The organism is Verrucomicrobiia bacterium (assembly GCA_035629175.1).
Classification (GTDB): Bacteria; Verrucomicrobiota; Verrucomicrobiia; order Limisphaerales; family DASXHY01; genus DASXHY01.
The window spans coordinates 1-18,988 of the sequence record DASPIL010000058.1 but is presented as its reverse complement, the minus strand read 5'-3'; the positions used below and the strand labels follow the sequence as shown (position 1 = coordinate 18,988).

Sequence of the window (18,988 nt, the reverse complement as noted above, 5' to 3'; positions counted from 1 at the left end):
AAGGTTGGCCGGGAGACGGCTCGCAGCCAAACACACGCGCCAGACGAAATCCGGCCGAAATCCGGCCCCGCGAAGATAAGATTCAGATTGGCATTTCGCCGGTTCTCCTTTAATCCATTAGCCCGTTACTGATTTAAAGATTATATGGGTTCACTTAAAAAACGTCGTAAAGCGAAGATCAACAAACATAAACGGCGCAAGAAGCTGCGTCAGCATCGCCATAAGAAGCGCACCTGGCAGAAGTAATCTGCCGACGACAGCTTCGGGAAAACCCTTGGCGCGATTCGCAAGATGCGGGTTGCGCCCTGTTGGTTTATGATACCGCATGTTGTTTAGCTCCCGTTTCACCCTGATCCTCCTCCTGGCGGTCAGTGGCTGGATGGCCACTGGCTGCAGCAGCGGCCCCGCTTCATCCGTCCCTGCGCCCGGTTTCGGACACGACCGCGATGTCGTTACGCATCGCGGCACGACCACGGCATCGGAGCAGGATGCGATCGAAGCGCAGGCGCAGTATGCGACCGCCCTCGTGCATGAGATGAACGGCGAGGCGGATGCCGCGACCGAAGCGTTTCATCGGGCAGCCACGCGCGATCCTTCAAACGAAGCCCTCGTTCTGGAGGTCTCGCGGCGGTTGTTCCAGGCGAAGCAAACCGAAAAGGCGCTAGAGCTCCTCAGGCTGGCGATCGCCCAGCCGCGACCTTCTGCAAACCTGTTTGCGCGGCTTGGCTTTCTGCACTTCCAGAACGGGAACGTGGACCAGGCAATTGCCGCGAACCGAACCGCGATTCGACGGGATCCGCGAGCATTGGTCAGCTACCAGAATCTTTTTCTGATATACCTGCAGACGAATCTCACGGCTGAGGCCGTCAAGGTACTCGACGACGCAGGGAAGGTTCCGGGGGTGCCGACAGAATTCCTGATTGCCCTGGGGGAGTTGTACGGGACATTGGGTCTGCAAAAGCCAGCTGAACGGGAGGGTGCGTTCGCGAAGGGCATTGCGGTGCTGAAGCGCGCGCTCAAGGAACCTCCGACCGAGCCCCATCTGCGTCTGCGACTGGCCGATGCCTTCAATACTCTCGGCGAGACCACGCAGTCAGCGGGGATTTATCGCGAGTTGCTGGGGGAATTGGATGACATGCCGTTCATGCGCGACTCCGTGCGGGCCAAGCTGATGGATGTCTATTTGCGCGGGCGCAACGTCAAGGAGGCGGCGGAACAATTGCAGGACTTGATCCGCGACAACCCGGCTGACATCCAGGCGCATTACATCCTCGGCAGCATCCACTACAACGAGACCAATTACGTTGCCGCCAGTGAATCGTTCAGCCGCGTCGTTGTATTGAACCCGGAATTTGAGCAGGCGTATTACGAACTGGCGGCGGCGCAGTTGAATGCCGGCCAGGCGGGGGAGGCGTTGAAAACGCTCGAGCGCGCTCGCGCCAAGTTCCCGCAGAAGTTCTATGCGGAATACCTGACGGGCGTGGCCTATACGTCGAACGACGATTTCACGAACGCGTTGAAACATTTCACCACGGCCGAGGTCATCGCAGAGGCCAGCGGTTCCGCGGCCAGCATCCTGCGCGATTCGTTTTACTTCCAGCTGGGCGCGACCTGCGAGCGGCTGGGCGATTACCAGCGCGCCGAACAATATTTCGAAAAATGCCTGGAGCTGTCCCCGAACAATGATGAGGCGCAAAACTACCTCGGCTACATGCTCGCGGAACGCGGCGAGAAGCTGGATCGGGCAAAGGCGCTGATCGAGCGCGCGCTCGTTGCAAACCCGGGCAACGCCGCCTACCTCGACAGCATGGGCTGGGTGTTGTTCAAGCTGAATCAAAGGCAGGAGGCACTGAAGTACCTGCTCGATGCCATCAAGGCGTCCGAGGAGGAGGATGCCACGCTCTATGATCATCTTGGGGATGTCTACGACTCCCTGCAGCAACATGACAAGGCGCGCGAGGCCTGGACAAAATCGTTGTCGATTGAAGCGAATGACAAGGTGCGGGAGAAGCTGAGCCGCGGGACCTCGGCAAGTTCGGTTCCATGAAATACCAGTTCAGCAAGCACTACACGCGTGATGAAGCACGGGCGCTGCTGCCGCGGGTGCGACGCTGGCTTGCGGAGCTGGATCGCCTGCGTGCCGCGATGGAAAAGGGCGACCGCCGGATGACGGCGTTGCTGGAACGCGGCGATGTTGGCGGCGACACGGCCAACGGCTGGGTGCGATCGCTCGCCTCCCTGCAGGAGTTGCTTCAGGAGTTTGAAGTCCGACAGATCCAGCTCAAGGATCTCGAACGCGGCCTGGTGGATTTCCCTGCAATCATCGGCGGCCGCGAAGTTTTTCTCTGCTGGGAAAAGGACGAGGACGACATTGAGTTCTGGCACGACATCGACACGGGCTACGCGGGCCGCGAACGGTTGTGACCCGTTTGCGCGGTGTTGACCTGCTTTAATAAAACAGGCTTCGATAAATTTCGTAAACGTCCAGCGTTCCCCCTGGCCAGTAATCGGTTTGCTCGAAGTGGAACGTGCGCGTGGCCCGGTCGAAGAAGAGCGACGCGGGCTGATCGTTCCGGTTCGGATCGTAGGCAAGGAATTCAATGCGCTCGCCATTCGCCCTCGCGTCGAAAACCAGCAGCGCGTGATTGATCGTTAACTCTGGAAACTTCACAAGGTGCGCGACGGGTGGCTGATTCGATTGCAGGTCTTTCAAGAATTCTTCGGCGACGCCTTTCTGCTGTGCGCGACGAAAGGGAAAGAGGATGCGCCAGTGCCCGCGCTGAAAGTAACTCCGCCACGCACCACCACATTCGGCCTTCAAAAGTTCTGGATGCGCGGCGCTGAAGCTTCGCAGATCCGGGTAGCCAGGAATGACAATGCGCCGGCTCGGATGCAGCGGACGCGCGGGGTCCCGTCCCACCACCCGCCGTATCAGTTCCCGATATTCCTCCACATCCACGGGTGGCTCCGCGGGTTCAAATCGCGCGTGCTGGAAAAACTGGCGCGCGGCGCGAACCACCACAAAGCAGTGATGCGTGTAATCGGGATCCGGTTTGTGACGCTCGTGCACCCAGTTCCCGCCGGCATCGTAGTAGTAATCCCACACGAGCTGGTTGGTGAACGCGAACGTATCGCGCGAGAAGTCGAAGGGCCGATCTCCGGGAACTGGCTTGCTCGTCGCGCAGCCGGAGAGAAGGACAATCGCCGTGAGAACAAAGACAAACCGAAGCGAAACAGCCTGGGCCGCTTTTCGCCAGAAGGATTGCTGTGCTGGGCAACAGGAGCGGATGCTTGAATGTTGGGCACTGAACCGGCAATGCATATCTGCTTGCGGCAGAACCTAGGGGTGCAGTAACAAACTGGCAATGCTGTACGAACGGTGGCGCCAGATCGCCTTCAGTCATTCCAAACGGATGGCGCTGCGTGATCTCAGCTCTGGCGAAGACTGGACCTTCGGTGAAATCGCGGCCAGGGTGGAACGTGAGCCCGCGCCCTCGAGGGCAGCGTTGGCGCATCCGCGCGGCATCTCCGCGGATTTCATCTTTGAACTTCTGCGAGCATGGCGTTTCAAGCAGGTTGTTTGTCCCCTCGAAACCGACCAGGCTGCGCCTGTCATTCCGCGAGCTCTACCCGCGGACATAGTTCACCTGAAAATGACGTCGGCCACGACCGGGACCGCGCGGGTTATTGCGTTCACTGCAGCGCAATTGGTCGCGGATGCCCAAAACATTGTGGCGACGATGGGTCTTGGACTCGACTCACCCAATCTGGGAGTGATCTCACTCGCGCATTCCTATGGCTTTTCGAACCTCGTCCTGCCTCTCGTGTTGCACGGCATTCCTCTGCATCTCATCCACTCGCCCCTGCCAGAACTTCTAAAACGAGCCAATGCGATTACGGAGAAATTCACTCTGCCCGCGGTGCCCGCCCTTTGGCGCGTGTGGCATGAAAGCAATGCGATCCCTCGCAATGTGCGGCTTGCGATCTCAGCTGGAGCGCCGTTGCCCGTTGCCTTGGAGCAGAGCATCTTCACAGCGCGCGGACTCAAGGTGCACAACTTCTATGGCAGCAGCGAATGCGGCGGCATTGCGTATGATGCTTCGTCCTTGCCACGCACGGAAGGCAGTTGTGTTGGCGGTCCGATGCAGAACGTAAGCCTGAAGGTCGGCAGCGAAGGTTGCCTGGAAGTCAGGAGCGATGCGGTCGCCAATACCTATTGGCCTGAACCGGGCGACACCTTGGGGAATGGAGTATTTAAAACGAGTGATCTCGCCGAGATTGTGTTCGGGATGGTTTATTTGCGCGGCCGCGTGAATGACCAGATCAATGTCGCAGGACGAAAGATCGCTCCTGAAGTTATCGAGACGGCCATCGCAGCGCATCCTGCCATTCGTGAATGCCTGGTCTTCGGCGCTCCTGCGCCACACGGGGGACGGACGGAAATGGTTGTCGCGTGTTTTGTTGCGCGAGGCGAGGTTGCGGACGAGACGCTGCGGCAGTTCGCTTTGGAGAAGCTCCCCGCATGGCAGGTCCCCCGCGAGTGGTGGCGGGTTGATTCACTCTTGCCGAACAAACGCGGCAAGCTGTCGCGGGCGGAATGGCGGCGCGCCTACCTATCGCGCGCCGACACTTTGTAGGGGTTTGTCTGACAATCCGCCGTTCCCGAAGGTAGGGTTAAGAACCCGGCTGGGTGTGGGGTTCTCACGCAGAGACAAATTTCGAACGTTCCACCCATAATGCAGTCACGCTGTTGGATTGTCCGCAGCCATTGCACTATGACCACTCAGACGTTCTGTTCGGTGTTGAAAAACTCCTCCCGCCAGCTTTGTACCATCTCGGTCATTTACAGTTTTGGATGGGCGTTGATTTGCTCTGCGCAGGACGACCCGGAGACATTGCACATTGGACCGCCACCCAGCGTTGGGACTTCCTATACGCTGGAATCCGGAATTCTTGAAACTGCGGGAACCCGTGTGGGTCCGCAGGGCACGTTCGAGCACACGGGCGGCGCGCATGTGGTTGCGGGGCCGCTGCAATTGCAGGGTGGCAATGTGCTGAGCGGCGGCGGAACGGCCTACGCTTTTTATACATTGCACGGCGGACATGTGCTCGCCCACACCGTCGAGGTTACCGTGGGCGTGTTCGCTCAAAACGGGGGCACGAACTCCGCAGGCGAATTGATTCTCGGACCCCATAATGCCCAATGCACCTTCCAGCTCAACGCGGGTGAACTCGAAACGCAACGCACGTTTGTGTACGGCTCCTGGCGCGGCGGGTTCAAACAATCCGGCGGACGGCATCGCATTGCGCAACAGCTTTCGGTTTCCGGCGATTCCTTCCAACGCGCTGTCTACACGCTGGCGGCGGGTGAACTGCACTGCGCGGATATTGAGGTGCGTTTTGGGTCATTTGAACAAACGGCGGGGCAGTTGGTGCAATCGGGAATCCTGATTCTCGATAACGCCATTTGGGAGGTCACCGGCCAGGATCAGAAACTGGGTGCTTTGCAACTTGCAGGCGAGGCCGCCGCCGAGTCGACAATTCGACTCGCGGGCGAACGCGGGCGGCTGCAATTCGAGCCGAGCAGCAGCACCGATTGGAGCACCGATGCCAGTCTCGTGATTGAGGGTTGGAACGGCTCGATGCGAGGCGGTGGCGCGGAGCAGGTCGTGTTTGGGTCCGACGCCCAATCGCTCACGCCGGCGCAACTATCCCGGGTCATCTTCCGAAATCCCACCGGGGCCGCCCCGGGAGATTTTCCCGCGCGATTGCTGCCTACTGGCGAACTCGTTCCCGGACCATTCCTCGAGAGCACTGCAAATGGCAGCACAATGCAGCTAAAATGGGATACGGGCTATGTGTTGCAGGGGGCGGAGAACTGCAGTGGACCCTTCGAAGATGTCGTCGGCGCCTCCAGTCCGTTCGCGTATGACGGCAGCAATGGCATCCGTTATTTCCGGCTGCGCCGTTAGCACAAGTTCGGACAGGTTTGCCATTGTTTCTCAGGCGTCCGATGTGTCATTGTTGGCAGCACTGGCGTGAAAACAAGATCTCGCGCCGTGCCGTAATCACATGACATCACACACCATCCGCCAAGCCGTCTCCCCGTGGAAAATGCTCGCGGTTCTATTGGCGCTTTCGACGTTCTCTGCGACAGCGCAATACACAAACGGCATCTACAGCGAGTTCAACACGAGCATGGGCAGTTTCACCTGCCGCCTCAACCAGGCGCTCGCGCCAAAGGCTGTCGCAAATTTCATTGGACTGGCAACGGGCGAACGGGCGTGGCTGGATTCAACCGGCCGCATTCGCCGCGTTCCATTCTATGATGGCACCACCTTTCACCGCGTCATTGCCGGTTTCATGAACCAGGGCGGTTCGCCTGACGGCTCGCCGTCGGGAGGTCCGGGCTATCAATTCACCGATGAGACCAACGGAACGCATGATGCCTTCGGAACGCTCTCCATGGCGAATGCGGGTCCCGATTCAAACGGCTCGCAGTTTTTCATCACAGCAGGGCCACAGCCTTCATTGAACGGCAGCTATTCGGTGTTTGGGCGCCTGTTCGGTGGATCGAACGTGGTCTATGCGATCAACCGCGTCGCCACCGACGGCCAGGACAAGCCGCTGACGAACATTGTATTGCACTCCGTTCGGATCCACCGCATCGGCGCAGAGGCGCAGGCTTTTGACATCCACGCGCAGGGTCTTCCTCTTGTCACGAACATCGCGGTGCAAATCGCGCGCGCGGGAACGAATGTGGCCGTCACGTTCAGCAACCGATTGGGCGTTGAGAACTATTTTTACGGTTCGACAAACCTGCAGGCATGGGCGGGTGGCAGCTTGGGACTTCAGACCACCCTGCCAGTGGTGAGTTCACTGACGTTCAAACCGCAGTTGGCGCGCGAATTTTTCAGAATGCTGCAGGTGCAATATCCCGGCCCTCTCTATGTCCCACGTGTTCCCAATGGCAAGGTGATCAAACTCAACTTCAATGGCGGACTTGAAGTGACCATGACATTCGATCAACAGGGGAACGCGACCTACACGGACAACGGCGGCGGGTCAGGCGGCGTCGTCTATTCCTGGAAACAGGATCCGTATCGCGGCCGTTTCAATCCGTTGCTGCTGTCGGGCTACAACTTCATCATGACGCTGCATCTGGATTTCGATTCCCCGAACGCGGGAACATTCAATGGCAGCGCTTTTCTGGTGGCACCCATCGGACCCGTGAGCGGAACGTTTACGTGCAATCCCTAAGCCGCGTGTCGATCGCAGAGCGGCGCACGCAGGTAATCGTGTGACACACGGTCGGAAGCAATGTCCAATGGCGAACTACTTCGCCAGACTTTCGATCTTGCGCCGCAGATGGCCGTTGTTCGCGATCAGGCGAAAGCCATCCTGATTTCCAAGGGGCTCGTGCCAGAACTCACCACCCGCACGTTCGATGATGAATCCGCCCGCCGCGATGTCCCAAAGGCTCACGCCGCGCTCGATGTAGGCATCGAACCTGCCGCACGCGACATACGCCAGGCCAAGGCCCGCCGATCCCATGTTCCGCAACTTGCGGCATCGAAGAGTCAGCTTGCCGAAGAGTGGCAATGATTCGCGGATCATTGCGTCGTTTTTCCCGTAGCCCATCACGCAGATGGCGTCCTCAAGGCGCGTGCGATTGCTGACCTCGATCACACGTCCGTTCAACCGCGCGGAATCCGTTCGCGTGGCGGTCCAGAGTTCATCCTGGAAGGGATCGTAGATCAAACCCAGCACTGTCTGATAGGGATCCGAAGGTTGTCCCTTGGGTAGCCGCGTTTTGCTGGTTTTTCCCATTTCCTGGAGCGCGATGCACACGCAGGCGTGGGGAATGCCGTGGGAAAAGTTCACCGTGCCATCGATGGGATCGACAACCCAGCGGTACGGGGCGTTGGCATCGCCGGCACTTCCTTCCTCGCCGAGAAATGCGACATCCGGAAAGGCATCGCCCAGTATTCGTTCGATCAGCTTTTGGCAGCGGACATCCAGCTCGAGTTTGACGTCATGCGCGGTATGGGCGTTCACCTTTTTCACCGCGCGCAGGTTCTTGCGCATGAGCGCGCCTGCCGATCGAGCCGCCATGATTGACACTTCGAGCCATTGCTTGAGATTCACCGGCCAGTGATGCCAGCGGACGGCGGAGGGGTCGAGGAAAAAGGGCTGCGAACCTCGGACATCGCACCAAGCCGGCTTGGAAGCCAGCGATACACGTCCCAACTCGTCGGGAGCAGGCTGCAGGCGGCCGGAGCGCCGACTTGCAGTCGGCTTACGACGATCGAAGAACCGGGCGCTCGCTAAGATCCGATGCCACAAACGAGAACAGCGGCGCACGCGTTTCGCTGTCCAGGTGGAATTGAGCGTTAAGTTGCATGTCGGCGCTCTGGTGTCGGAAACCTGCGCTGCGGCATTTGCGTGTGGGAACACATATGCGAGGATGGGGACGGGACAAATTATGAACGAGCCTGGATCCACACCCCCGGTACAACGGATTGAGACACGCGATATCGCAATATCAGGAATGACTTGTGACAAATGCGTGAGTCGCGTCGACAAGGCATTGCGCAGCGTGGAGGGGGTTCGCGATGTCAAGGTCGACCGTGCTGCTGCGCGCGCGACAGTGACGTTCGAAAGCGCCCGCACCAACATGCCCGCATTGCACGACACGATATTGAAGAGCGGATATCAACCCACACGTGAATCGTAAAGCGTCCAGGGAAGAGGGAATGAAATGGTCCTGGCGAGTAGCGACCATGGCGGGGATCGGCATCTACGTCCATGTCACCTTCCTCCTGCTCATTTTCTTCGCAGGTTGGAAAGGATATTCGGTCCAGCAAAAAGCATCCGATGCGCTGTGGTACATTGCGTTTACCCTCACACTCTTCTTTATTGTCGTCCTCCATGAACTCGGCCATGCGCTTGCGGCGCGGCGATACGGAATAGGGACGCGGGACATCACGTTGCTCCCGATTGGCGGCGTCGCGCGCCTTGAACGGATGCCGGAGAAGCCGCGCCAGGAGCTTGTGGTGGCGTTGGCCGGGCCCGCCGTGAATGTGGTGCTCGCCATCCTGATTGGCGCGGGCATGATGCTTGCCGCGCGGTTCAGCTCAGGGGAGCAGGTCCTGTCCGCAGGCCGGGGTTTTATCACGGGGCTCTTGTATGTGAACATCGTCCTCGTCGTCTTCAATCTGCTGCCCGCATTCCCGATGGATGGCGGCCGCGTTCTGCGCGCGTTGCTGGCGATTCGAATGGATTATGTGCGGGCAACGCAGATCGCTGCAAACATCGGGCAGGGGATGGCTTTCATTTTCGGAATGCTCGGGTTGCTCGGGTTTATGGGCGGACCTATGAACCCTTTGCTGATATTGATAGCCGTGTTTGTCTGGATGGGTGCGGCGCAGGAATCCAACATGGTTCAGGTGAAATCCGCGCTGGGCCATACGCGTGTCGGGCAACTCATGATCACGGATTTTCGCACGCTGGCACCCGAGGATACGCTCTCGCGCGCAGTTGATCTCCTGCTGACAACGCATCAGCAGGACTTCCCGGTGGTCGTAAGCGGACGTGTGGTCGGTGTGTTGACGAGGTCAGCCCTGGTTCAAGGACTGGCGCGCCTCGGCTCGCAGCTTCCCGTCGCCGATGCGATGGAGCAGCAATTTCAAACCGCGGACGCCGACGATCTTGTTGAGGCGGTTTTCACGCGATTGCAGGGGCCAACGCTGCGGTCGATGCCTGTGCTCTGGAATGGGCAGCTGGCAGGGATGATCACGGCAGAGAACGTCGGTGAATACCTGATGATCGAAGCTGCGCTGCACAATGATCCCAATGAGCGCCGCAACCTCATGCCTGCCGGCCGCGTTCAGTTTGCGGATAAATAAAGACGACCGGCCGCAGGCGGGTTAATCCTTCGAGGCGATGCACTCCAGGTGCCGTCCATTCCAAAGCGGCGATTCACAGAAGTTTGAAGTGACTTCGAAGTTCTTGAACTGGCTTTGCTTCAGGACCGACGCCAGTTCGCGCCGGCTCATTCCGTAGAACGGGTGCCTCGCCGCGCGTTCATCGAGGCGCGCCTTGGTTTTTGGCGGAAGAAACGGGTATGCGACGCCGCGGATTTGGCGCTTGATCCTGTAGGATGCGGGCATCCCCGCCACATCAACAGTGTTGAAGAACAACTTTCCCCCGGGGGCCAGCCACTTGTGGAAACGGTTGCAAACAGCCGTGGTGACGGGGCAGCCGTTGCCGAACATGCCCAGCGAATAGATCAGGTCGAAGGCACCCGGCGGAAATTCCGTCAGGTAAAAATTCGCGCACACCAGCCGGATCTCCGGAATCGTAACTTCATCCTCGCGCACGGGATGTTCGGCAGCGCGCAGCATTTCCTCGGTGATGTCTATGCCGAGCAGTTGCTGCACGTTCGTAAGACAATGAAAATAACGGCCCGTTCCGCAGCCGACATCGAGCGCACGAATCGGACGGTCAAACGAAACGCAAAGCTTGCGAAGAATCCCGCTGATGTGCGCGTGGTTCCGCGTCGTGACTTCAATCTCATCGTCCCGGCGATACTGCGGCGTGACTTCGCGATATCCGCTTCGAATCGTCTCTGCGACGGCCTCGTAATTCATGCTGTGCATGTGAATAGCCGCGGGACAGCTTCTTCGAAATGGGGCTTTTACCCAAAGGCGATCAGATCTCCATCAGCATCCGGGCCGGGCTTTCGATTGCTTCCTTGATGCGCTTGAGGCAGGAAACGGCTTCGCGGCCGTCGACAATCCGGTGATCGTAGCTGAGGGCGAGATACATCATCGGCCGTATCACAACGTTGCCCTCGACAGCCACAGGCCGATCCTGGATCGCGTGCATGCCGAGCACGCCACTTTGAGGAGGATTGACAATCGGCGTGGAGAGAAGCGACCCGTAGACCCCTCCGTTGCTGATTGTGAAGGTGCCTCCCTGGAGTTCGTCGGGCTTCAACTTGTTGTCGCGCGCACGGCGGCCAAAGTCGCCAATGGTCAATTCAATTTCCGCAAAACTCAGCCGCTCGGCATTGCGAAGGACCGGGACGACAAGGCCTTTCCCGCTGCCAATGGCGACGCCGATATCGAAGTAATTGTGGTAAACGATGTCGTTGCCCCGGATCTCCGCGTTGACCACTGGATACTGTTTCAGGGCATCGATGGCCGCTTTCACGAAAAACGACATGAAGCCCAGTTTCACGTTGTGCTTCTTGTGGAATCCTTCCCCATATTCCCGCCGCAGCTGGAGGATGGCGGACATGTCGACTTCGTTGAACGTGGTGAGCAGCGCGGCGTTGCGCTGTGCCTCAACGAGCCGTTCGGCGACGGTGCGGCGCAAACGGCTCATGGGAACAACTTCTTCGGGCCGCTCAGCCACGGTTTTGGTCTGCGGCTCGCGGGCAGGCTCTGACTCCACGGCTGTGTTTGACAGCGGCATTTCCTGCTCGTCCAACTGGCGTTGACTCCGGCTTTTTTCCTGCGGTGCCTCGCTGGTGGCTGCGCGCGGTGCTGGCGCCGGCGGCGCTGCGGGTGCGGGCTTCTCTGCTTTCGCAGGCGCCGTTTCCTCGCTCCGAGCCTGCACTTTTTCGGGAGTTGTCTTCGGCGGTCCTGTGAGGTCGGGAGCCTTTGCGGCTGCTTTCGACGGCGTGGCTTCAGCCTTTCCGTTTTCAAGATAGCCGATGACCTCGCCCACCTTCGCGACATCTCCCTTCTTCTTCAACATCCGGCTGATCGTTCCTGCCTCCGGCGACGACAATTCCACCGTCGCCTTTTCGCTTTCGAGCGTGACGATGGGATCATCCTTCTGGACGGCATCGCCTTCCTTTTTAAACCACTCGCCGATTTCCACTTCAGTGATCGACTCGCCGATTTCTGGAACTTTCAATTCGATGGACATAAATCAGTCGGTGAAGGCGCGCTTGATGATCTCGGCCTGTTCGTGTTTGTGGCGTTTGGCGGAGCCGGAAGCCGGGGTGGCGGCAGCGGCGCGCGCGATGGTTTTCAGCGGAAGACGGTCGAAGAGGCGCTCCCCGAAATGAATCTTCAGGTAATTTGCGGCGCCCATGTTTGCCGGCTCTTCCTGAACCCAGAGCACCTGGGTATTGTCGGCGTAGGGTGCCAGCGCCGTCTCGAGCGTCTCACGGCGAAGCGGGTAGAGTTGCTCGACGCGCAGGATTGCGACGTCCTCGTGCCGCGCCTCCGCCCTGTGTTCCTCCAGCTCGAAAAAGATTTTTCCCGTGCACAGCAGCACGCGGCGAATGTTCTCGGCAGGCTTTTGCAACGTGTCGGGAATAATCCGCTGGAATCCGCGCTCCGCAAGGTCTTCCAGCGAGGACACCACCTTCGGATGCCTCAGCAGGCTCTTGGGCGTCATGATCACCAGGGGCTTTCGCCATGAACGCAGCGCCTGTCGCCGCAGGCAATGGAAGTATTGGGCGGGCGTGGTGGGATAAACGACCTGGATGTTATCCTCAACGCTGAGCGCAAGAAATCGTTCAAGCCGCGCGCTTGAATGCTCAGGTCCCTGGCCTTCAAACCCGTGCGGCAACAGCAACGTGACGCCGCTGAGCTGGCCCCACTTGTCTTCGCCACTCGTGATGAACTGATCAACGATCGGCTGTGCCACATTCCAAAAATCCCCAAACTGCGCTTCCCAGATCACGATGCCTTCAGGGCAGTCCAGGCTGTACCCGTATTCAAACCCAAGCACGGCCGTCTCGGACAATGGGCTGTTGTAAATCTCGACGCTGGCCTGGCCGGCTGCAACATGCTGCAGCGGTGTGTACGTGTGTCCGTCCTGGTAATCGTGCAGGACCGCATGGCGATGACTGAAGGTTCCGCGCTCGCTGTCCTGTCCAGTCAATCGGACGCGGCATTTTTCCGCCGCCAGCGTTGCGATCGCAAGAGCTTCGGCCGCGGCCCAGTCGAGCGGATGTTCGCCCGTCATCATCAATTCGCGATTCTCAAACAACTTCTTCAGTTTGGGATGTAGGTGAAATTCGGGCGGCAGCTCGTTCAACGCCCGAAGCAATTGCACCAGCCTGTCCCGCGGCACCGCTGTCTGCGCTTCGTCGTCCGAGGGTTCAAGCCCTCCCCGGCATTTCCAACGCGTGATAATGGGCCGTCCGCCCTCCGCATCCTCCTTTTGCGATTGCGACAATTCTTTCTCCAGCACTTCCCTCCGCCGCGCGGCGATCTCGTCGGCTTCCTCGCGCGTGACGCCGCCCAGGCGCAGCAGATGCTCGAGATATCCTTCGCGGACGGGCTTGCGCTTGGCGATCGCGCGATAGAGCACGGGCTGTGTGAACGTGGGTTCGTCGCCCTCATTGTGTCCCAGGCGGCGGTATCCATACATGTTGATGACGACGTCGCGCTGGAATTCCCGGCGGAAATCCATGCCCAGCCGCACCACTTGTGCAACCGCCTCGGGATCCTCGCCATTCACGTGGAAGATCGGAATCTGCAGCATCTTGGCGACATCGCTCGCGTATTGTGAGGAACGCGCCTGTTCGGGGCCAGCGGTGAATCCAATCTGGTTGTTGACGATGACATGCAACGTTCCGCCTGTCCGAAAGCCGGGAACCTGGCTGAGGTTCAGGCTTTCCTGCACGATGCCTTCGCCTGCGAAGGCAGCGTCACCATGGATCAGCAGCGCCATGGCGTGGTTGCGATCGTGATCCTCGAGACAGTCCTGGCGCGCGCGCGCCCGGCCAAGGGCGACCGGATTCACGAACTCGAGATGGCTCGGGTTGAAGCACATCGCAAGGCGAAGTTTGTGGCCAGCCGCCGTCGTCCATTCAGAATCGTAACCGAGGTGGTATTTGACGTCGCCGCGCTGCGGGCGGGATTTCCAGTCGGTGTCGGAAAACTCGCGAAAAATCTGGCGCGGGCTCTTGCCCATCACATTGGCCAGCACGTTCAGCCGCCCGCGATGCGCCATGCCAACAACGACTTCATCAATGCCCTGGTCACCCGCCTTTTCGAGCGCGAGATCCAGGAGGGGGATCAGGCTTTCCGAGCCTTCCAGTGAAAAGCTTTTGGCGCCGACAAATTTCCTGCGGATGAATTCCTCGAACGTCACCGCGCCCGTCAGCCGCGTGAGAATGCGCAGCTGCTCCTCGCGCGTGAGCTGCAGCCGGTTCTCCGTTGTTTCCATTCGGCGCTGCAGCCATCTCCGCACACGCAAGTCGTCGATGTGCATGTACTGCACTCCGATGCTGCGGCAGTAGGTGTTTCGCAACCGCTCCAGGAGCGTTCCAAGTGTGAGCGCGCCGTCGTATTGGAAGGTTTCACTGTGAACCGGCAGGCTCATGTCCGCGTCCGTGAAGCCGAAAAATTCAGGCTCCAGTTCCGGCGGTGTCTCGATGGGCTGGCCGAGCGGATCCACGCGCGCGATGCGATGCCCTCGAACGCGGTACAGCCGGATCAAAAGGTAAATGCGGTCCTGCAACGCCGCCGTGTTGGGATCGGAAATTCGCGCCCGGCCGTTGCGCGCTGGGTTGGAAGGCGGATTGAAGATGCTCGCTGGCTGAAAGGTCGGGCCGAAATGCGGTTTTGGGAATCTCAGCTCATTCGCCGCGACCTTTGAAAAGTACTCGCGCCACTCCGATGAAACGGACTGGTGATCGCGCAGGTAATCCTCATAAAGGCTTTCAACGAAAGCGAGGTTCGTGGGGTTGGGAGACATGCTCATGGCTTACCGCTCGGCCTTTACTTGCAGCGTGGACACCACTTCCTTTACGTGTTCGGTATCCATCGCAAGTGCGACCGCTTTTCCGATATGATCCGCATTCGCCACACTGCCCGCAAGCGTTACAACACCCGCCGTCGTATTAACCGAAATGTCCCACGCCGAAAGATCGGGATCCCGCACGAGCTTCGCCTTGATCGCAGCTGTCGTCCGCGCGTCCTCGGTTGCGTCCGCGATCGCATCGCCTGCGCTGCTGGCGTTGCGTCGAATCACTTTTCCAGTGCGCTCCAGCTCGTCGCGGATGTCATCGCCCCTCAGGTTGAGCGACCCGATCCTTTCCTGCAGGGAGCTTCCCGCCGAACGAACGGCGGACTCAATTTCCTCGCCAGTGTTGCGCGCAGGGGAGCCCTGGGGCTGGCTTCGATAAAACCACACCGCGGTGGCGCCGATGGCGATTCCGATGATCAAGATGATAATTTTCACAATAGCCTCTCCCCGAAACCTACCGGGGAGAGCCCGGCCTAAAAATGGGGTGAGCACGCCACCAGTGCGGGTGGCCCGCGCCAGGTTTGAACACGCCAGAAAAGATTTGGAATCGCGGCTTGCTTCTTCACGGATTACGTGGCGTCTTTGCGCAGGGAGTTCGCAGGAGGATCAGAAAAACCCGAACATTTTTCCCGGAAAGCAATCGAAGGCATATGAATCGACGTTTCGTCGCGGCTTCGTTGGTTGTGATTCTGAGCTTCGTGCTCGGATGGGCGCTTGGAACAAAACGGGCGTCAGTCCGTTCAGCGGAACCTGCTTCCATCCTGGCTGGGGAGCAGACCGCCAGGACCCTTCCGCCCATTGCCGCTTTGGCCGCAACCAACCTCGATGAGTTCCGCCCTGGCCGCGTGATGTCGCTCGCAGAAGCCCAGGCCGCAATCGAAGCAGCCACGCGCAGCGGACGTGTCCGCCAGTTCGAACGCCTTCGCCAGGTTTCGGATTCCATTCAACCTGAGGATCTTCCTGGCCTCGTCGCTTATCTGGATCAGCCGCATCTTCGCCAGGCCCGGCCCGCGGCGGCGGGAGTGCTGCTCCCGCGCTGGGCCAAGTTCGATGTTACTGCGGCGATGCATCACGCCAACGCCCTGCCGAACTTCAATGAACGCAACCAGGCGATCGTTCATGTCCTGCGCGGCTGGGCTGAAGTGGATTCTACGGCAGCCATCGCATGGCATGCGAAGCTGCCCGAAGGGCCGTTAAAGAAACAGAGCGTATCAGCGCTGGCCGGGGTACTTGCCGAATCAGACCCGGAAGCGGCCATCAACATGACGGTCGCAGCGGGCGACGGACCTCGATGGGGCAACTCGGTCTATGAAGTGTTCAATGTCTGGGCGGCGCGCGACCCCGCCGCTGCCGCCCAACGGGTGCTGAGCCTTCCGTCCGGTTCCCAGCGGATGCAGGCGATCAGCGCCGTTGTCAGCGCGTGGGTCCTCATCGATTCCCAGGCGCCGTTGGCCTGGGCGCAACAACTCAGCGCCACCCCGGAGCGCAGCAGTGCGATCCACATGGTTGTGACACACCTTGCCGGAACCGATCCTGCCGCAGCCGCCGCGCTCGCCGCATCGCTGCCCGTGGGAACGACGCGCAACTCCGCCATGAACGCGGTTGCATCACAATGGGCGAGCATCGATGTCCGGGCTGCGCTGGCATGGGCCGAGCAGTTGCCTGACGGGAATACTCGAAGGGAAGCATTGAGCAGCGTTGGATTGCAATGGTCGCAGATTGACGCGAAAGCCGCTCTTGCGTGGGTGCAGAATCTGCCGGCAGGCGAACTGCGCAATCAGTTGGTGCAGCGCATCACGTCGAATCTTGCGTATCAAAATCCGCAGGTGGCGAAGGAATTTGCCGAGGCCATGCCTCCTGGCCGCCAGCGGAACCAGATCATTGGACAGATTGCCGGCGGACTGGCCCGGCAGAATGCCAGGGAAGCGCTGGATTGGGTGAATCAGATGGCGGAAGGTCCAGGCAAGCGGGATGCACTCCGCAACATCTCGTACCAGGTGGCGGAGCATGATGCGAAAGCGGCCGCTGAATTTGCCGCCACCCTGCCAGCGGGACAGATGCGAAACGAGTTCATGGTGAACGTGGCTTCGCAATGGGCGGGTTCCGATCCTGACAGCGCACTGGCGTGGGCGCAGCAACTGCCCGAAGGGCAGGCGAAGAAAAATGCCCTTTCCAGCGTCCTCTCGCGTTGGGCTGCAGCGGATCCCCAGGCGGCGCTGACACAGGTTCAAGCCATGCCTGAAGGCCGGCACCGCAGCGAACTGATCGGAACGATCGCTACTCAACTGGCACAGAACGATCGGCCAGCGGCCCTGAAGATGATTGAGGAACTGCGTGCCGGCCCTGAGCGCAATCGCGCTTTGCAGACGCTCGCGTCGAGCCTGTCCTATCAGGATCCACATGCCGCACTGGAGTTCGCCAACCTGCTGCCTGCCGGCCAGTCCCGAAATCAGGCAGTGGCGCAGATCGCAAACGGCCTCGCGCAGTATGATCCCAAAGGCGCGATGGAATGGATTGCATCGTTTCCTGAAGGCCGAATGAAGAGCGACGCGTTGCGGCAGGTTTCATGGCAATTGACGCAGGGGGATCCAGAGGCGGCTGCAGAGTTTGCCGTGACATTGCCGCCCGGGCAGCGCCGAAACGAATTCATAGGACAGCTTGCCAGCAGTTGGGCGAGTGCGAATTTGAACGGCGCGATTGAATGGGTGACGCAGCTGCCGGAAGGCAGCGCACGGCATCAGGCGTTCCAACAGATGAGTCATACGTGGGCGCAGGCCGATCCGAAGGGAGCAGCGGAATACGCCCAGAACATGCCTCCTGGAAGTTCCCGGGACAACCTGTTGGGCGCTGTGGCAAATCAGTGGGCGGAAACAGATCCTCAAAAGGCCCTCGAATGGGCGCGGAGTTTTCCCGACCAGCAGGGACAGAATAACGCTCTCAGCGGCGTGCTTGCCGGTTGGGCGCGGAACGCACCCGAAGAAGCGGCCCGTTACGTCGGCACACTCCCTCCTGGCCCCGCCCAGGAAAGCGCCACCTCACAAATATTGAGCCAGTGGAGCCAGTCCGAGCCGAATGCGGCGGCGAAATGGGTGGCTACGTTTCCCGATGGTAAGTCGAGGGACCAGGCGTTTCAGTCTGTTGCGGGGAACTGGGCGGACGCCGACCCGAATGGAGCCAGCGTTTGGCTCAAAACCCTGCCGATTGGAACGTCGCGGGAATCGGCGATCTCTGGCTTCGTTTCACGCCTCTCCTACAATTCGCCCGAGCTGGCGGCGCCATGGGTCGAAACCATGACGGACCCGAATCAACGATACAATCAAACGGAGAACCTGGCGCGGAATTGGATTCGCTCAGACCCCGCAGCCGCCGAAGCGTGGTTGCTTCAATCCTCCCTGCCAGCCGAACGGAAACAACGCCTGTTGCAATCCATGCCAGGCCATGGCGCCCACTAAGCGGCTCGGCTCTTCAGCTTATTGCGATTTGCCGTGAGGTAATCGAGATAGTCGCTCAGGCGATCCTTCATCTCTTTCCGCGGAACAATTGCGTCAATCAATCCGTGATCGAGGAGGAATTCGGCAGTCTGGAAACCCGGCGGCAGTTCCGCCTGGGTGGTGTCCTTGATCACGCGCGGACCCGCAAAGCCGATCATCGCGCCCGGCTCGGCCAGGATCAGGTCGCCCACACTCGCATAACTCGCCATGACACCCGCCATCGTGGGGTCAGTCAGGATGCTGATGTAGGGCAGGCGGGCTTGTGCGTGATACGCCAGCGCGCCACAGGTCTTGGCCATTTGCATGAGACTGAACATGCCTTCATACATGCGCGCGCCGCCGCTCGTGGAAATGATGATCAACGGCAATTCCTTTTCCGTGGCTTTCTCGATGAGCCGCGTGAGCTTCTCGCCAACGACCGATCCCATCGAACCGCCAAGAAAGCTGAAATCCATGATCCCGAGTGCAGCACGGTGGTCCTTCAACGTGCAGATGCCCGTGATGACGGCATCCTTCAGGCCTGTCGCCTTTTGATACTTCTCAAGCTTGGAAATGTAGGACGCTGCGCCCGTGAAGTTCAGGACGTCAACGCTCGTCATGTCAGCGTCGAGTTCCTCAAACGTGCACGTTTCGACAAGGGAATGAACGCGTTCGCGCGCGCCGATGGGAAAGTGATAATTGCAATGCGTGCAGACCTTCAGGTTTTCGTCGAGTTC

16 protein-coding genes are annotated in these 18,988 nt (G+C 59.6%); 9 read left to right on the top strand and 7 right to left on the bottom strand.

The window, feature by feature from the left end; translation table 11 throughout:
• Nucleotides 1–144: 144 nt before the first annotated feature.
• From VEH04_09255 to VEH04_09245, 3 genes are all read left to right on the top strand, one after another.
• Entirely contained in the window at nucleotides 145–246 is a 102-nt protein-coding gene (locus tag VEH04_09255; protein ID HYG22957.1) for an AURKAIP1/COX24 domain-containing protein, read from the top strand.
• 79 nt (nucleotides 247–325) lie between these two features.
• Nucleotides 326–2,047 carry a tetratricopeptide repeat protein gene (locus VEH04_09250; GenBank protein HYG22956.1) on the top strand — a complete coding sequence of 574 codons (1,722 nt, stop codon included), beginning with the start codon at nucleotides 326–328 and terminating at the stop codon, nucleotides 2,045–2,047.
• A complete protein-coding gene (locus VEH04_09245) occupies nucleotides 2,044–2,424 on the top strand; it encodes a DUF2203 domain-containing protein (protein HYG22955.1) in 381 nt (126 codons plus the stop codon). The genes VEH04_09250 and VEH04_09245 overlap by 4 nt, the downstream gene beginning before the upstream one ends.
• A 25-nt stretch (nucleotides 2,425–2,449) precedes the next feature.
• On the opposite strand, the gene VEH04_09240 is transcribed toward VEH04_09245, so the two are convergent.
• Nucleotides 2,450–3,322, bottom strand: a complete 873-nt coding sequence (locus tag VEH04_09240) for a hypothetical protein (protein ID HYG22954.1) — start codon at nucleotides 3,320–3,322, stop codon at nucleotides 2,450–2,452.
• 43 nt (nucleotides 3,323–3,365) lie between these two features.
• On the opposite strand from VEH04_09240, the gene VEH04_09235 reads away from it, so the two are divergent.
• The 3 genes from VEH04_09235 (at nucleotide 3,366) to VEH04_09225 (ending at nucleotide 7,260) form a co-directional block, all read left to right on the top strand.
• Nucleotides 3,366–4,637, top strand: coding sequence for a fatty acid--CoA ligase family protein (locus tag VEH04_09235; protein HYG22953.1), 1,272 nt, complete (start codon nucleotides 3,366–3,368; stop codon nucleotides 4,635–4,637).
• 138 nt (nucleotides 4,638–4,775) lie between these two features.
• The gene (locus tag VEH04_09230) at nucleotides 4,776–5,972 is read left to right on the top strand and encodes a hypothetical protein (GenBank protein HYG22952.1); all 1,197 of its coding nucleotides are present in this window, start codon (nucleotides 4,776–4,778) and stop codon (nucleotides 5,970–5,972) included.
• Between the two features lie 100 nt (nucleotides 5,973–6,072).
• Nucleotides 6,073–7,260, top strand: coding sequence for a peptidylprolyl isomerase (locus tag VEH04_09225; GenBank protein HYG22951.1), 1,188 nt, complete (start codon nucleotides 6,073–6,075; stop codon nucleotides 7,258–7,260).
• 75 nt (nucleotides 7,261–7,335) lie between these two features.
• Here the strand turns inward: VEH04_09225 and VEH04_09220 are convergent, their stop codons facing one another.
• Complete coding sequence (locus tag VEH04_09220; protein ID HYG22950.1) at nucleotides 7,336–8,148, bottom strand: inositol monophosphatase family protein; 813 nt, start codon at nucleotides 8,146–8,148, stop codon at nucleotides 7,336–7,338.
• Nucleotides 8,149–8,467: 319 nt separating this feature from the next.
• Here VEH04_09220 and VEH04_09215 point away from each other — a divergent pair, with 319 nt between their 5' ends.
• On the top strand, nucleotides 8,468–8,737 hold the full coding sequence (locus VEH04_09215) for a heavy-metal-associated domain-containing protein (GenBank protein ID HYG22949.1): 270 nt from the start codon (nucleotides 8,468–8,470) through the stop codon (nucleotides 8,735–8,737).
• The gene (locus VEH04_09210; protein HYG22948.1) at nucleotides 8,727–9,908 is read left to right on the top strand and encodes a site-2 protease family protein; all 1,182 of its coding nucleotides are present in this window, start codon (nucleotides 8,727–8,729) and stop codon (nucleotides 9,906–9,908) included. Before VEH04_09215 ends, VEH04_09210 begins: the two co-directional genes overlap by 11 nt.
• A gap of 21 nt (nucleotides 9,909–9,929) precedes the next feature.
• On the opposite strand, the gene VEH04_09205 is transcribed toward VEH04_09210, so the two are convergent.
• From VEH04_09205 to VEH04_09190, 4 genes are all read right to left on the bottom strand, one after another.
• Nucleotides 9,930–10,652: a class I SAM-dependent methyltransferase gene (locus VEH04_09205; GenBank protein ID HYG22947.1), complete on the bottom strand. Its 723-nt coding sequence runs from the start codon at nucleotides 10,650–10,652 to the stop codon at nucleotides 9,930–9,932.
• Between the two features lie 61 nt (nucleotides 10,653–10,713).
• Nucleotides 10,714–11,940, bottom strand: a complete 1,227-nt coding sequence (gene odhB, locus VEH04_09200) for a 2-oxoglutarate dehydrogenase complex dihydrolipoyllysine-residue succinyltransferase (GenBank protein ID HYG22946.1) — start codon at nucleotides 11,938–11,940, stop codon at nucleotides 10,714–10,716.
• A gap of 3 nt (nucleotides 11,941–11,943) precedes the next feature.
• On the bottom strand, nucleotides 11,944–14,730 hold the full coding sequence (locus VEH04_09195; protein HYG22945.1) for a 2-oxoglutarate dehydrogenase E1 component: 2,787 nt from the start codon (nucleotides 14,728–14,730) through the stop codon (nucleotides 11,944–11,946).
• 9 nt (nucleotides 14,731–14,739) lie between these two features.
• Nucleotides 14,740–15,216: a BON domain-containing protein gene (locus VEH04_09190; protein ID HYG22944.1), complete on the bottom strand. Its 477-nt coding sequence runs from the start codon at nucleotides 15,214–15,216 to the stop codon at nucleotides 14,740–14,742.
• 215 nt (nucleotides 15,217–15,431) lie between these two features.
• Here VEH04_09190 and VEH04_09185 point away from each other — a divergent pair, with 215 nt between their 5' ends.
• Entirely contained in the window at nucleotides 15,432–18,233 is a 2,802-nt protein-coding gene (locus VEH04_09185; GenBank protein HYG22943.1) for a hypothetical protein, read from the top strand.
• On the opposite strand, the gene accD is transcribed toward VEH04_09185, so the two are convergent.
• Nucleotides 18,230–18,988, bottom strand: a 759-nt coding sequence (gene accD, locus VEH04_09180; protein HYG22942.1) for an acetyl-CoA carboxylase, carboxyltransferase subunit beta, incomplete at its 5' end; no start/stop codon positions are given. The genes VEH04_09185 and accD overlap by 4 nt on opposite strands.